The organism is Providencia sp., from assembly GCF_052096715.1.
GTDB lineage: Bacteria > Pseudomonadota > Gammaproteobacteria > Enterobacterales > Enterobacteriaceae > Providencia.
Genome location: NZ_JBQDNB010000029.1, coordinates 19518 through 35031 on the forward strand (window position 1 = coordinate 19518; position 15514 = coordinate 35031).

General features: G+C 40.6%; 15 protein-coding genes. 13 read left to right on the plus strand and 2 right to left on the minus strand.

What is annotated here, in order from left to right:
- Positions 1-182: 182 nt before the first annotated feature.
- The 4 genes from ACTH6U_RS17760 to ACTH6U_RS17775 all read left to right on the plus strand — a co-directional run bounded on the left by ACTH6U_RS17760 (position 183) and on the right by ACTH6U_RS17775 (position 2631).
- Positions 183-986, plus strand: coding sequence for a TSUP family transporter (locus tag ACTH6U_RS17760; RefSeq protein WP_441832805.1), 804 nt, complete (start codon positions 183-185; stop codon positions 984-986).
- Positions 987-1003: 17 nt separating this feature from the next.
- Complete coding sequence (locus tag ACTH6U_RS17765) at positions 1004-1552, plus strand: elongation factor P hydroxylase (protein WP_441832806.1); 549 nt, start codon at positions 1004-1006, stop codon at positions 1550-1552.
- A gap of 42 nt (positions 1553-1594) precedes the next feature.
- A complete protein-coding gene (locus ACTH6U_RS17770; protein ID WP_294107949.1) occupies positions 1595-1867 on the plus strand; it encodes a YfcL family protein in 273 nt (90 codons plus the stop codon).
- Positions 1868-2115: 248 nt separating this feature from the next.
- Positions 2116-2631: a GNAT family N-acetyltransferase gene (locus tag ACTH6U_RS17775; RefSeq protein ID WP_441832807.1), complete on the plus strand. Its 516-nt coding sequence runs from the start codon at positions 2116-2118 to the stop codon at positions 2629-2631.
- A gap of 43 nt (positions 2632-2674) precedes the next feature.
- On the opposite strand, the gene mnmC is transcribed toward ACTH6U_RS17775, so the two are convergent.
- Positions 2675-4711 carry a bifunctional tRNA (5-methylaminomethyl-2-thiouridine)(34)-methyltransferase MnmD/FAD-dependent 5-carboxymethylaminomethyl-2-thiouridine(34) oxidoreductase MnmC gene (gene mnmC / locus ACTH6U_RS17780; protein WP_441832808.1) on the minus strand — a complete coding sequence of 679 codons (2037 nt, stop codon included), beginning with the start codon at positions 4709-4711 and terminating at the stop codon, positions 2675-2677.
- Positions 4712-4914: 203 nt separating this feature from the next.
- Here mnmC and fabB point away from each other — a divergent pair, with 203 nt between their 5' ends.
- A complete protein-coding gene (gene fabB / locus ACTH6U_RS17785) occupies positions 4915-6129 on the plus strand; it encodes a beta-ketoacyl-ACP synthase I (protein WP_294107955.1) in 1215 nt (404 codons plus the stop codon).
- 508 nt (positions 6130-6637) lie between these two features.
- Here fabB and ACTH6U_RS17790 read toward each other — a convergent pair.
- Entirely contained in the window at positions 6638-7558 is a 921-nt protein-coding gene (locus tag ACTH6U_RS17790; RefSeq protein WP_434719182.1) for a DMT family transporter, read from the minus strand.
- Positions 7559-7659: 101 nt separating this feature from the next.
- Between ACTH6U_RS17790 and ACTH6U_RS17795 the strand changes: the two genes are divergently transcribed.
- From ACTH6U_RS17795 to dedD, 8 genes are all read left to right on the plus strand, one after another.
- Positions 7660-8472: an AraC family transcriptional regulator gene (locus ACTH6U_RS17795; protein ID WP_294107960.1), complete on the plus strand. Its 813-nt coding sequence runs from the start codon at positions 7660-7662 to the stop codon at positions 8470-8472.
- An 82-nt stretch (positions 8473-8554) separates the two neighbouring features.
- Entirely contained in the window at positions 8555-9685 is a 1131-nt protein-coding gene (gene pdxB / locus ACTH6U_RS17800) for a 4-phosphoerythronate dehydrogenase PdxB (RefSeq protein WP_441832809.1), read from the plus strand.
- A gap of 33 nt (positions 9686-9718) precedes the next feature.
- On the plus strand, positions 9719-10729 hold the full coding sequence (locus ACTH6U_RS17805) for an aspartate-semialdehyde dehydrogenase (protein WP_336430860.1): 1011 nt from the start codon (positions 9719-9721) through the stop codon (positions 10727-10729).
- Positions 10729-11544, plus strand: coding sequence for a tRNA pseudouridine(38-40) synthase TruA (gene truA, locus ACTH6U_RS17810; protein ID WP_441832810.1), 816 nt, complete (start codon positions 10729-10731; stop codon positions 11542-11544). Before ACTH6U_RS17805 ends, truA begins: the two co-directional genes overlap by 1 nt.
- Before the next feature lie 123 nt (positions 11545-11667).
- A complete protein-coding gene (locus ACTH6U_RS17815; protein ID WP_294107968.1) occupies positions 11668-12354 on the plus strand; it encodes a DedA family protein in 687 nt (228 codons plus the stop codon).
- Between the two features lie 105 nt (positions 12355-12459).
- Positions 12460-13440, plus strand: a complete 981-nt coding sequence (gene accD / locus ACTH6U_RS17820; protein ID WP_441832811.1) for an acetyl-CoA carboxylase, carboxyltransferase subunit beta — start codon at positions 12460-12462, stop codon at positions 13438-13440.
- Complete coding sequence (gene folC, locus ACTH6U_RS17825; RefSeq protein WP_441832820.1) at positions 13430-14719, plus strand: bifunctional tetrahydrofolate synthase/dihydrofolate synthase; 1290 nt, start codon at positions 13430-13432, stop codon at positions 14717-14719. The genes accD and folC overlap by 11 nt, the downstream gene beginning before the upstream one ends.
- Before the next feature lie 5 nt (positions 14720-14724).
- On the plus strand, positions 14725-15387 hold the full coding sequence (gene dedD / locus ACTH6U_RS17830) for a cell division protein DedD (protein WP_294107972.1): 663 nt from the start codon (positions 14725-14727) through the stop codon (positions 15385-15387).
- Positions 15388-15514: the final 127 nt, after the last annotated feature.

Consider the following 15514-nt stretch of genomic DNA (forward strand, 5'->3'; position numbering starts at 1 on the left):
GGTAGAGTTAAATTATCTACTTACTGATATATAAAAGCCGTAAATAAAGGTTTAGGTGATGCCTTTTTAAAAATATTTCATCTGGGCAGTGATATTTGGTTTTATTTGGCGTATCTATAGCCATTGATAAATTAAGATATATTACGTGTTAGCGTTATTGTTTTCTTTGTCTGGATTGTAAAATGGAATGGTTGACCGCCGTTGCTCCTGAAGTTTATTTACTGCTTTTTTTCGTTGCTCTCTTTGCTGGTTTTATTGACTCTATTGCTGGTGGCGGTGGTTTACTGACTATACCGGCACTGCTATCTGTGGGTATTACCCCTGTTGAAGCCTTGGCGACCAATAAATTGCAAGCGGTAGGCGGCTCATTTTCGTCAACTCTCTATTTTGTTCGGCGAAAAGCGATTAATCTGCGTGAACAAATCTTTCCTTTCATTATGACAATGATAGGCGCGATGATTGGTGCAATTGTTATCCAGATGATTGATACCGCATTTCTCAAGCAGTTATTGCCGATTATGGTTATCTGTGTGGGGCTCTATTTCTTATTGACGCCATCTATTGGTGCGCAAGACCGACAGCAACGCGTTAGCATGCCTGTATTTGGGGTGGCAATTGGCATGAGCTTAGGTTTTTACGATGGCGCATTTGGCCCGGGAACTGGCTCATTTTTAGCATTAGGTTATGTGTTGTTGCTCGGTTATAACTTAGCAAAAGCGACTGCCCATGCAAAATTACTCAATTTTGCCTCTAATTTTGGCTCCTTAGTGTTTTTTATTATCGGAGGTCATGTTCTTTGGGTACTTGGCTTTGTTATGCTAATCGGCCAAATGATCGGTGCTAGGTTAGGTGCGCGCTTAGTATTGACTAAAGGACAAAAACTTATCCGACCAATGATTGTGATTATTTCATTGCTAATGAGCATTAAATTGCTTCATGACAGCCATGGCGACGTGATCAAAGCTTGGTTTCTCTCATTATTTTAAGATGATTTGAATTATTCATGACTAAACATAATTATCAGCAATTAATTAATATTTTCGACGAATGTTTTGGTGTGGAATATAACACCAAGTTGGTAAAAGGGGATGATGAGCCTATTTATTTACCTGCGGATGAAACTATTTCTTATCATCGCATTGTTTTTGCACATGGATTTTTTACGAGTGCGCTGCATGAAATTTCACACTGGTGCATTGCGGGAGAAGCAAGGCGTCAGCAGGTCGATTATGGCTATTGGTACTGCCCAGATGGGCGTGATGCAAAGACTCAATGTGATTTTGAAGTGGTGGAAATTAAGCCTCAAGCGTTTGATTGGTTATTTTGTGCCGCAGTAGGTATTCCATTTAATGTCAGTTGTGACAACCTTGAGGGTGATTTTGAACCTGACCGTATTGCATTTATGCGCAAAGTTCATACACAAGTGATGCTATATTTAGAAAATGGTATCCCTGAACGGCCATTACGCTTTGTGAATGCGTTACAATCGTTTTACAATACGCCTCCACTTTGCGCAGAAGCATTCCCTTATCCGGAAGATATCTTCGCTTAATAAATATTAGTTTAAACACACTCATTACAGTAAGGATTAAGCATGCTTGCGGATTTTGAAACACGCATACTGACAAAAATTGATGATATGGTCGAACACGCTAGCGATGACGAATTATTTGCGGGTGGATACTTGCGTGGTCACTTAACCCTTGCTGTGGCAGAACTAGAAGAAGAAAACCAAACAAGCGCAGATGCGTTATATCAACGTGTTGAGCAAAGTATTCAAACTGCGATTAAAGCTGGCGAGCTGACACCACCTGATCAGATCTTGGTGTTAGGGATGTGGGGGCAGCTGTTGAACGAGGTGCGTTAATTACTCTTCATATTTCAAGCTGTGGTGGTGTTGGCTGCACTTGCCGGCTCTTCATATTTCAAGCTGTGGCGTTGTTGGCTGCGCTTGCTAACCCTAGTCACATACTTATGTATGCTCCTAGGGATTAGCTTCACTTGCCGCCTAGCCACAACTCGAACTATTTTGAGTAATGTTTATATGATTTTTTTATATTGATTTAAACCGCTTTTAATTAAATTACTTCAATTAGTTAAACTTATCGAGTCATTATGTATTCCATTCGCCTTGCAAATCAATATGATGCTAAATATCTTCCTGCGGTTGAAAAATCGGCGGCTCAAACTTTTTTGGGACATGATAAATTTGGTTGGATAGCGCAAGGTAATGTGCAGACTGAGCAAGATCATCTGAAATTTATTCAATTACAAATGGAATGGATTGCAGTTAATAATAGTGATGAGCCTATTGGTTTTATTAATTTCGAAAAACACGAAAATAGCCTGCACATTTGCGAATTATCTGTTTGTCAGCAATGGCAAGGAAAAGGTATTGGCAAGCAGCTAATTAAGCAGGTTTTTAATACGGCAGTTAATTTAGGGATAGCGCGAATTACACTAACGACTTTTTGTGAAATTCCATGGAATGCACCTTACTATCAACGTTTAGGTTTCTCAATTATTGAAAAAGAAAATCTAACATCTGCATTACAACAAATTGTGCAGCATGAGTTAGATATTGGTTTTGAACTCCAAGATAGATGTGCGATGGAAATTATTTTAATTTAAATAGTTGGTCTGCTAGATATAAATAACAGACCAATACAATTCATTAGTAAGGCTTTTTCACTTTCCTGCCAAGTAACAATTTTCTTACCCAAAACCGATTAGGATGCAATTCTGCTAAGGTTTCATCATCTAAAGGCAATGGTTGTCCAAAAATTTGCGATGCTAAAATTTCCGCACATAACGGTGCCGTTGAAAGACCGCGAGAACCTAAAGCGCCTAAAATAAATAAATTGGGGTGAACGGGGGCATTGGCGATAGGTTGCTTGCGCGCCATTTGTTGGGGTAAGTCTTTGTATATCAACATGAGCTTATCATAATCAGGGACATTGCCAACTAATGGCATATGGTCGCGGATGACACAGCGAATGCCTTGACGTGAACGTTGTTGTGATACATCGATTTCGTGTGGCCATGCTAGATCCGGCAGGTTATCAATGAGCTTTTGCTTGTTACCTTGCTGTTCTTCTTCACTATAATCAAAATTAAGATGCTCACGCTGATAACTCGCCCCTAAACAATGTTGTTCATTTGATGAGTCTGCTGGGGTCAAATATCCTTCAAAACAGAGGACGTTTTTTAGCTTTTGGAGTGTTGGATTGGTTGGAATATGGCTGACTTGTCCACGAATAGGCGTGATTGGAATGTATTCGGTTTGTGTAAATTGTCTGAGTTTATAGCCATTAGCGATAACGACAGTTTGATGAATGAATTGTTTTGTTGTGCCAGCAACATCAATATCTAATTGCCAATTATCGTCGTTGTGCTCGAGTTGGTTAACCTCATGTTCAAAACAAAACTCAACACCTTGCGCTTGAAGATATTGAGTTAAACTGTCACAAAGTTGAGCAGGGCAAAGCCAGCCACCAGTAGCATAGTGAATACCTGAATGATTTACATCCACCCCGCAAATTTCACTCAGTTGTTGTTTGCTTTTGCCAACTGCAAAATTTTCTGGCCACTGCGTTTGTAACATGGTTTCAATTTTTTGAGCAATTTTATCATTATAGGCGAGTTGGCTCACGCCACACCACTGCCCATCAAATTCTAATCCTATGGTGGCGAGATAATGGTAAAAGCGCGAGGCAAATGGAAATGCACTGACAAAAAAACGTTCTAGGGGATCGTTATTGCCAGTGAGTAGCGGGTAAATTGCCCCTTGTCGATTTCCTGATGCATTTTGGGCTACTCGCTTGTCTTTGCAATAAAGTGTGACTTTAGCGCCGCGTTTCATCAAGGTATAAGCGGCGGTTAAACTGGCTAATCCGCCACCAATAATGGCAATATCATCAGTTTTACTGGCAGGTAATCGTGCAAACCATGGTGTTGGTAGATCAGTGCTTTTTTTAATTAAGCTACCAATTAGCATTTCACGCTTTTGACCAAAACCTTTGGCCTTGCTAATTGTAAAACCTGCTTGTTGTAATCCTCTTTTGACAAAACCCGCTACGGTAAAAGTGGAAAATGTGGCATTATTTTTGGAAAATTTTGCCATTGTAGTGAACAGCTGTTCGCTCCACATAAGTGGATTTTTTGATGGAGCAAATCCATCCAAAAACCAAGCGTCTATCTGATTGTTTAAGCTGAAATTAAGTTGAGATATCTGTTCATTAACGTCACCAAACCATAAATCTAAGGTTATCGCGCCATTTTCTAAGAGTATTCTATGGTTTCCAGCTAGGGGCTGTGGCCAATATTCACATAATCGTTTTGATAGCGGGGCAAGTTCAGGCCAACAGCTGTGCGCTGTAATTAAATCTTGTTTTGTTAAAGGGTATTTTTCAAAGCTAATGAAATGTAAACGTTGTGTTGTAGCTTGTGGGTTAGCTAATTTGAATTGAACAAAAGCTTGCCATAACACGAGAAAATTCAATCCAGTACCGAATCCGGTCTCTGCAATAACACAGGTTTTAAATGGATGAGTTGAGAAACGTTCAGGGAAATGATTTCCGTGTAAAAACACATGGCGCGCTTCTTCTAAGCCACTTTGATTTGAAAAATAAATATCCTCAAATTGTTCAGACATTGGCGTACCTTCCTCATTCCAGCTAAGGTTTGCAGTCTCTATGGCTATCTTTTTCACGTTACAATCCATTTTTACTTAAATAATGGTTGAATTTTAGCGCTGATGACGGCGTAAGGCTACCTTCACATAAAAGTCTTATGAGTGTCATAAATAAAAAAATACAAATATTTACCCTGATCGGACTTGTTCAGCGTACAAGTGTAAGCTAAAGTGACTGCATGTAATCCCGCAATCAAATAATTATAGTTATGAGGTAACGAATGAAGCGTGCAGTCATCACTGGCCTAGGTATTGTTTCCAGCATTGGTAATAACCAGGAAGAAGTACTGGCTTCTCTGAAGGAAGGTCGTTCCGGGATCACTTTCTCAGAAGAATTTAAAGAGGCAGGGCTGCGTAGTCATGTCTGGGGTAATGTTAAAATGGATACTGACGGTTTGATTGACCGTAAGATCCGCCGCTTTATGAGCGATTGCTCAGTTTATGCTTACCTGTCAATGGAGCAGGCAATTAAAGATTCAAATCTAGCAGAAGACCAAGTTTCAAATTTACGTACTGGTATCGTTGTTGGTTCAGGTGGTGGTTCACCTCGTAACCAAGTGGCGGGTTCTGATGGTATGCGTGCTAAAGGTTTACGCGGCGTCGGTCCCTATATGGTAACGCGTGCAATGGCATCAGGTATTTCAGCTTGCTTGGCAACTCCGTTTAAAATTAAAGGCGTAAACTATTCAATTAGTTCAGCCTGTTCTACTTCTGCACACTGTATCGGCCACGCCGTTGAGCTTATTCAATTAGGTAAGCAAGATGTTGTTTTTGCTGGCGGTGGTGAAGAGCTGAGCTGGGAAATGACTTGTGAATTTGATGCAATGGGCGCATTGTCAACGAAATACAATGAAACGCCAGATAAAGCATCTAGAACCTATGACCAAGACCGTGACGGTTTTGTTATTGCAGGTGGCGGCGCGATTGTTGTTGTTGAAGAGTTAGAACATGCATTAGCACGTGGCGCGCACATCTATGCTGAAGTTGTGGGTTATGGTGCAACTTCTGATGGTGCCGATATGGTTTCTCCTTCAGGTGAAGGTGCGGTACGTTGTATGCAAATGGCAATGCACGGTATTGAAGGCAAAATTGACTATATTAATACTCATGGTACTTCAACGCCTGTAGGTGATACGAAAGAACTAGAAGCTATCCAAGAAGTGTTTGGTCATGATTCACCTGCAATTTCTGCAACTAAAGCAATGACAGGTCACTCATTGGGTGCTGCGGGTGCTCAAGAAGCAATTTATAGCTTATTGATGTTAGAGCATGGTTTTATTGCACCAAGTATTAACGTTGAAAATCTTGACGAAAAAGCAGCAGGTCTGAATATTGTGACTAAACCTACTGAGCAAGCACTGAATACTGTTATGTCAAATAGCTTTGGTTTCGGCGGTACAAACGCAACATTAGTGATGAGCAAATATAAAGCGTAATTTATATTATATCGCGTCATTATTGTGCGAATAGAAAAAGCGAGAACTTAGGTTCTCGTTTTTTTTTTGAAAAAAAGTGATTAGTCTTGATGGAAAATCATTTTGTTAAATTATTGGTGCTGTAAGTATGAGAACTTATCTATGGTTGAAATCGTAAAATATATCTCATCGCTTAAATGAAAAGGATCGATATGAATGTAACGAGGTTTCATTTTCCAATATTGAAGCAAGACTTGAGAATTTTAAAGGAAGCATTTTCGAAATATATAAAAAGCAAATTTAGTAGGATGATTAATAAAATATATAACATTGAGATCCCATTCCCATTGCACACGAAAAAGCATAGTCGCAATAAATATTAATAGGGGAATGAAAAGATATTTATCTAAATTAGCGTCATAAAGTATCTACATAAAAATAGCCCCACGGAAGTGGGGCATATTGGTTACGACATTGCATTCAAACTTGTATCACGCTATAGAATAGATAGACTGTAATCGTATCGTTATTATTGGCAGCTATCTTCCTGCGTTGTTTTTTTCCTACGGCTAAAGACTTGAGTTAGCGGCGTGCGGAGCTGTTGCGCTAGCATTACACCTAATAAAACCACACCTCCGCCTATTAAGTGATAGCTTTTTAATTCTTCACCGAGTGCAAAGATGGCAATAATGGCTGTAAATACCGGAGCAAGGTTCATAAATATTGACGTGGTATTGGCACCTAAGCGCATGACTCCTTGGATCCACATTGCTGGCGCAATAATGGATGCGGCAATACCAGCAAATAAAACTAATCCAATATTGTGACTATTTAATGAGACGTCATCTGCTAATACAAAGCTTGGTATTAATAAAATCACGCCAAAAAAGATTTGTATATACAGAGAATCCCAGCTTGAGAGTTTAATCCCCCAGCGCTTAGTTAAAACACCATATAAGGCATAAGCGGCGGAAGCTATGATCATTAGTAACTCACCCGTACCTAAACCGTGTGTTAACAGACTACTTGGATTGCCTTGGCTGACTAGCCACACTAAGCCTGATAACGAGAGGGCTGCACCAACAACAATACCGACGGTTGGAATAATGCGTAGCACAAAAATACTAATAATAACTGTTAATAATGGAATTAATGAATTCATTATCCCCATAAATGTGGCACTGACAGAGTGAGCGGCATAATAGGCAAGACTTTGATAAATCATCATGCCCAAAGCACCTAAAATGGCGAGCTGCCACCAATGTTTCATCACAATTTGTTTATTTTTAAGCACTGATCGAAAAACAAAAGGTGTCATCACCACAAGCGCTAAAGCCCAACGATAAAATGATATTGCAGCCGGATCTATCGCCGTCGCTGCTGCTTTGCTGACGATGGCATTTAGTGACCATAAAAAAACCGCAATGAGCGGAAAAAGAAAATTTTTCATTAAAAGCATTCTCCCAAATGAGTGGGACTAGTATACATCTGTCTGATTTTTTATATATACTGATTACCAGACATTCGATAACGTTTTTCAGACAGGATAAGATGCGAAATTCAAAATCTGACACTTGGTTAGTGAATGAATGCAATATTATTGAACCCACATTTATTGCATTACGTCATGAGCAAATTAATACCCAGACAGAGTACAAATCCCATGCACATGCATTTGGGCAGTTGCTTTATGTTGTCTGCGGTATTATGGAAATGGAGGTTGAAGGAAAACATTATCTAGCGCCGCCTGAATTTTGTATTTGGATACCGGCCAATACTCAACATGCTAGTTTTAGCAAGCAAAGTGTTAAATTTCGGATTATTGATTTTTCACAAAAATACAATGATAAATTTGCGCAGCGTGCTTGCGTGGTAAAGTTAAGTGCAATTTTCCATTCCATTATGACCGATATGTTTCTACGCGGTGTTTCACTACCCGAGACAGAACAAGATACGAGATTGGCTGAGGTATTAATTGACCAATTCGCTGTTTTGCCTTGCCAAGATACCTATTTACCGACCACTAAAGACCGTTTTCTAGCACCGATATTACAAGAATTACAAAAAGAACCTGCCGATAATACAACATTGGCGGAATGGGCGAAGCGCTATTATACCTCAGAAAGAACGCTATCAAGGCGTTGCCAGCAAGAATTGGGGATGTCTTTTAGTGAGTGGCGGCAACGTTTACGTTATTTACATGCAGTAGCTGCACTTGAACAAGGAAAAAGTGTCTATGAAGTCGCTCTTGATGTCGGCTACAGCTCTGCATCTGCTTTTATTGCTATGTTCCAGCAGATATCAGGTGTGACGCCTGACCGTTTTCGTTTAAAAGAGTTTATCGTGCAAGGTAATCTAGGGTAGTGGCTTTTATGGGAACGTGGCAAAATATAGGCCCTTGTTATATCTCGAGCAACAGATACGTCAATCTATTGGGACAAATTAAGTGAAAATTCTAGTTGATGAAAACATGCCATATGCTCAACAGCTATTTAGTGAGCTAGGGGAAGTGAAAGCAGTGCCAGGGCGTCCAGTTCCAGAGAAAGAACTTGTTGATGCGGATGCCTTAATGGTGCGATCTATTACCAAGGTTAATAGCTCACTGTTGAATAACACGCCTGTTAAATTTGTAGGGACGGCAACCGCAGGTTTTGATCATGTTGATACTGAATGGCTATCTGAGGCCAATATTGCATTTTCTTCTGCCCCAGGTTGTAACGCTATCGCAGTAGTCGAATATGTTTTCTCTTCTTTATTGTTGCTTGCCGAGCGCGATAATTTTGATTTACGAGATAAAACTGTTGGTATTGTTGGTGTCGGCAATGTCGGTGGGCGTTTGCATCATCGTCTATCCGCTTGGGGGGTTAAAACGCTATTATGCGATCCTCCTCGAGCCGCTAATGGTGACGATGAAAACTTTGTGTCATTAGATGTTTTGCTTGAGCAAGCGGATGTTCTCACTTTTCATACGCCACTAAATATTTCTGGTGAATATAAAACTTTCCATTTAATGGATGAACCGCGGTTATCTAATTTGCGTGCTGGTACGATTTTAATTAATGCGAGTCGCGGCGAAGTGGTGGACAATCAAGCGTTATTACAACAGCTTAAACTGGGACAACAACTCAGTGTCATTTTAGATGTTTGGGAGCCGGAACCAAATTTAGACACTGAATTATTAGATTGGGTTGATATTGGTACACCTCATATTGCGGGTTATACCTTGGAAGGTAAGGCTCGGGGAACAACTCAAGTCTATGAAGCCTATTGTAAATTCTTGGGTAAACCCTGTGAAGTGTCGCTATTTTCACTGTTGCCAAAACCCGATATCAGTTCAATTACATTTAATGGTAAATTAACGCAAGGTCAACTCAAAAGATTAGTGCATCTAGTGTATGATGTGCGCCGTGATGATGCTGCACTGAGAGATGTCGCAGCGATAGCCGGTGAATTTGACAAGTTACGCAAACATTATCAAGAGCGCCGCGAATGGTCATCTCTTGAAATTTTGTGTGATGATGCACAAACTGCCATTCAACTGAATGCATTAGGATTTACTGCACAATTAGTTGAATAATAGCATTTGGTTTTTATTTTTAGAGGAACGACCATGACTGAAGGTTGGAATATTGCGTTATTAGGGGCAACTGGCGCAGTCGGTGAAGCCATTATTACTCTGCTGCAAGAAAGAGAGTTTCCTGTTGGCGAGCTGTATTTATTAGCAAGTGAACGAAGTGCAGGTGAAGTTATTCGTTTTAACGGTAAAAGCTATCCAGTCGAAGATGCTGCCAATTTTGATTGGTCTCAAGCTCAAATTGCTTTTTTTGCGGCGGGAGAAACCGCAAGTTTGCAATATGCAGAGCAGGCGGCACAAGAGGGTTGTATTGTTATTGATAGCAGTGGCGTTTTTGCTCAAGATCCTGACGTTCCTTTAGTTGTGCCAAGTGTTAATGCGCATGTTTTAGCTGATTATCGAAATCGAAATATTATTTCGTTAGCAGATAGCTACGTTAGCCAGTTATTAACCGCGATAAAGCCGTTGATTGATGCCGCAGGGATCGGCCGTATTACTTTAACGAATATGTTATCGGTTTCTGCACATGGTAAAGCGGCGGTTGATGAACTTGCAGGGCAAAGCGCGCGTTTACTAAATGGTATTCCGCCTGAAGAAGGGCGTTTTAGTAAGCAATTAGCATTTAATATGTTGCCATTATTAGGTGATATGGAAGGTACTGTCGTGCAAGAGCGCCGCCTTGTTGAGCAGGTGCGTAAAATTTTACAAGATGACGGCTTACCAGTTGCAGTCAGCTTTGTGCAGTCTCCGGTATTTTATGGTAATGCCCAAGTGGTTTATTTAGAGTCATTGAGGCCGATGGGTGCGGAAGAAGCGCGTGATGAACTTGAACGTTTTGCTGATATTCAGGTCTCAGAAGAGGGTGATTATCCAACTCAAGTTACAGATGCTTCGGGTAATGACCAACTCAGTATTGGTTGTCTACGTAATGATTATGGAATTCCTGAAATCTTACAGTTTTGGTCAGTTGCGGATAATGTCCGTTTTGGTGGCGCGCTAATGGCAATCGAAACTGCGGAAAAACTGGCTCAGGAGCTATTTTACTGATGTCAGAATCAAAAAAGTTATATCGTATCGCATTAGGTATTGAATATAACGGTAGTAATTATTACGGTTGGCAGAGTCAAAAAGAAGTCGTAAGTGTACAAGGTTGTCTCGAAGAGGCTTTATCTAAGATTGCAGCTGAGCCTATTCGAGTGCAATGTGCAGGACGTACGGATGCAGGCGTGCATGCAACAGGGCAGGTGGTTCATTTTGTCACCTCTGCATTGCGTAAAGAGTCAGCATGGACCATTGGGACTAATACCCATTTACCCAGTGATATTGCTGTGCGCTGGTCTCAACCTGTCGATGATGAGTTTCATGCACGTTTTAGCGCTACAGCTCGCCGATATCGTTATGTGATTTTTAATCATCGCTATCGGGCAGGAATATTATCAAATGGTATAACGCACTTTCATTATCCACTTGATGAAAAAAGAATGCATGAAGCTGCACAGGCACTTTTGGGTGAACATGATTTTACCTCGTTCAGAGCGTTACAGTGCCAGTCAAAAACACCTTGGCGGAATGTGATGCACGTGAATGTGAGCCGCCATGGTCATTATGTTGTGGTTGATATTAAAGCAAATGCGTTTTTACATCATATGGTTAGGAATATTGTTGGGAGTTTACTTGAGATAGGTTGTGGAAATCAGGATATTAACTGGATAAGCCATCTTCTTGAGTTACAAGATAGATCTAAAGCAGCTGCAACAGCTAAAGCCGAAGGGTTATACTTGGTGAAAGTTGATTATCTCGAAAAATATGAGTTACCTACGAGTGTGATGGGGCCTCTTTTTCTTGCCGATGAGCTGATGTAAATCTTATTTAATTTAACCTTAAAGTTGTTTGTAACATGAGGTGATAGTCAGCGATAAGGCTTACTACTAAGGTTCAAACGACGATGAGAAATAGCATGGATGCTATTCATAATGAGGATTTTTATGGAGTTTATCAGTTTTATTATCGATTTTATTTTGCACATCGATGTTCATCTTGCAGAATTAGTCGCAACCTATGGTAATTGGGTTTACGGCATTTTATTCCTTATTCTATTTTGTGAAACAGGACTTGTTGTTACGCCATTCTTGCCGGGAGACTCGTTATTATTTGTGGCGGGTGCGATTGCTGCATTAGATAGTAATGATTTAAATGTTCATTTAATGGTTGGTTTAATGATAGTCGCTGCGATTGTTGGAGATGCAGTAAACTATACTATAGGCCGTATTTTCGGTGAAAAGCTGTTTAAAAATCCAGATTCGAAAATTTTCCGTCGTGTTTATTTAGATAAAACCCACGCGTTTTATGAAAAGCATGGTGGAAAAGCGATTATCCTTGCACGATTTGTTCCAATTGTAAGAACTTTTGCGCCATTCGTTGCAGGAATGGGAAAAATGTCTTATCGTCATTTTGCCTTTTATAATGTGACCGGTGCGTTAATATGGGTGTTACTGTTTACCTATGCGGGTTACTTATTTGGTGATTTACCGATAGTGCAACAAAATTTGAAATTACTGATAGTTGCGATTATCTTTATTTCAATTTTACCGGGCGTGATTGAAATAATTCGACATCGCCGTATTGCTGCAAAAGAAAAGCGTGCAGCTGCACAAAAAATGAATAACCGTTAGCAGGTTTAAAAAGTTTTTATCTACAGTGAGATATCATTGTGGTTTAATGGCAAAAAATTACATACTGGTGTTAGCCAGAGATCAAGCAGACAAAAAGGTCCATTAATGAGCTGGATTGAAAAGATTTTAAAGAAAGGTAACGTAACCCAATCGCATAAAGCGAATATCCCTGAGGGCGTTTGGACTAAATGTGACAGCTGCGGGCAAGTGCTCTACGGTGCTGAGCTTGAGCGTAATTTGTCGGTGTGTCCAAAATGTGACCATCACATGCGAATTCATGCACGTCAACGTCTTGAAGCCTTTCTTGATGAAAACTCAACAACAGAATTAGGTAGCGAACTTGAGCCAAAAGATATTCTCAAGTTCCGTGATTCAAAAAAATACAAAGATAGAATTTCAGCTGCGCAAAAAGCTACAGGTGAAAAAGACGCTATCATTGTCATGAAAGGGACTCTAAAAGAGATGCCAATCGTGGCCGCTGCATTTGAATTTGCTTTTATGGGCGGTTCAATGGCGTCGGTTGTCGGGGCACGCTTTGTTCGTGCAGTGGAACAAGCTTTGGAAGATAACTGTCCATTAGTGTGTTTCTCATCAAGTGGTGGTGCGCGTATGCAAGAAGCACTACTGTCATTGATGCAGATGGCAAAAACCAGCGCAGCATTAGCGAAAATGCAAGAACGTGGTTTACCGTACATTTCTGTTTTGACTGACCCTACTATGGGTGGTGTTTCTGCCAGTCTTGCTATGTTAGGTGATATCAACGTTGCTGAACCTAAGGCTTTGATTGGTTTCGCAGGTCCGCGAGTTATTGAGCAGACTGTGCGTGAAAAATTACCTCATGGCTTCCAACGCAGTGAATTTTTATTGGAAAAAGGCGCAATTGATATGATTGTTCGCCGTCCTGAAATGCGAGATAAACTCGCCGAAATTCTTGCGATATTAACCAACAAACCGGGTTTCAGTGCGCCACCGGTTATTGTTATTGAAGATCCTGAAATCGAAATCGATATTACTGAAAATATTGAAGGTATCGATATCAATGAACGAGAAAAGGATCCTGCAAAGCTTAAAAAAAATGATGCGTAATTTAATCATTCCTAATGCCAAGTCTCCTTTGGAGGCTTGGCTTTCTTATCTTACCGACTTACATAGCCAAAATATTGATATGGGGTTGGAGCGAGTCGGGCAAGTTGCTCGTCAGATGAATTTAACGCAACCTGCGCCCCGTGTTATTACCGTTACTGGAACGAATGGGAAAGGCACAACTTGTCATACTCTTGAGTCTATTTTAATGGCAGCAGGGTTGAAAGTGGGTGTTTACAGTTCCCCGCACTTAGTCCGCTATACCGAACGTGTACGTATTCAAGGGTTAGAGCTTTCAGAAGCCGATTTTTGTCAAGCCTTTGCAACAATAGAGTCTCAGCGAGACAATATTTCCCTGACTTACTTTGAATACGGTACGTTAGCGGCTTTGCAATTGTTCAAACAAGCTAATTTAGATATTGTGATCCTTGAAGTTGGATTAGGTGGTCGCCTAGATGCAACGAATGTTGTTGATGCTGATATTGCTGCGATTACCAGTATTGCACTAGATCACACTGATTGGCTGGGTTCCTCTCGTGAACATATCGGTTACGAGAAAGCGGGAATTTTCAGAAAAGGCCATTATGGTGTGGTTGGTGAACCTGACATGCCTGACTCAATAGGTGCATTTGCGGATGAGATTGGTACTTTGCTATTTCGTCGAGACAAAGACTGGCATTATGTAGAGCAGGGCGACAATTGGTCTTGGCATAGCTCGCAGCAACAATGGCAAAAACTTCCTTTACCTAATGTGCCTTTAGCAAATGCAGCAACGGCGCTAGGTGTTATCAGTTGCTTGATGCAAATTGATCATCATTTAGCGCAGAAAATCACAGAAAAAGCGATACATCAAGGCTTGAGAACAGCTCAATTACCGGGACGTTTTCAAATTATCAGTAAAAAGCCATTGACCATACTTGATGTGGCACATAATCCTCATGCTGCCGGTTATTTAGTGACTAAGCTTGCGCAATTACCTGCGGTTGAAGGGCGACGTATACGTGCTGTTGTTGGAATGCTAGGTGATAAGGACATTCAAGGTACATTGAATTGTTTATCACAACAGGTTACTGATTGGTATGTTGCTTCACTGACGGAATTCAGAGGGGCGGATGTAGCGCAATTAAGCCAATACCTCGATAGTGCCAATGAATTTAGCTGCATTGAACAAGCTTGGCAAAAAGCAAACCTCGATGCAAAAGAACAAGATGTCATTATTGTTTGTGGCTCATTTCATACAGTAGCCCATGTTATAATGTTATTAGAAAAATCAAAAGGATAGCGCTGGTGGCTAGTAAATTTCAAAATCGTCTGGCTGGTGCCGTTGTATTAGTCGCAGTGGGGGTAATTGTGCTTCCTGCTCTGCTTGATGGCGATAAGAAATATAATGAAAATGAATTTGCAGCCATACCTATCATTCCTAAACCGGGTGATGAAGAAGATATTGAAGCGATTGCGCCAATTACGCATAGCGCGTCAACTGCTTCTTCAGAAGGGGCATCGGAGGCGATGCTTTCAGAGGCGCTCACTGAGCAAAAGCAAAGTGTACAGACCGCAGCTGCGAATCAAGTTTCTCAAGGCATAGCTAACGTTCCTGCGGCGATTGAAGCAGAGAAACCGAAGAAGCCTGAGCCTAAACCAGAACCAAAGCCTGAGCCTAAACCAAAAGTAGAGCCAGAGCCTAAGCCAGAACCAAAAAATGAGCCTCAAGGTAAAGCATTTGTGGTTCAAGTAATCGCATTGAATAATGCTGCCAAGGTTGAAGAGATAGTTGCGAAGCTTAGATTGTCTGGATATCAGGTTTATACCGTCCCAGCGAAACCGGTGAACAATAAATTAACGCGTATTTATGTTGGGCCAGAAGCGTCAAGACAGAAATTAGAAGCTTCGCTTTCAGAGCTAAACGCAATTACAGGGACAAAAGGGATAATTCAAACATTTAAACCTTAATATTAAAATAAACATCCTTAAAATATGAAGGGATTTAGTAACTTACTGCGGCGATTATGATTTTTCTTTTCGCCGCTAATTTTTTTTAATTGAATGTAAAATGGTTACGCAAACGTTTTCGTTTTCT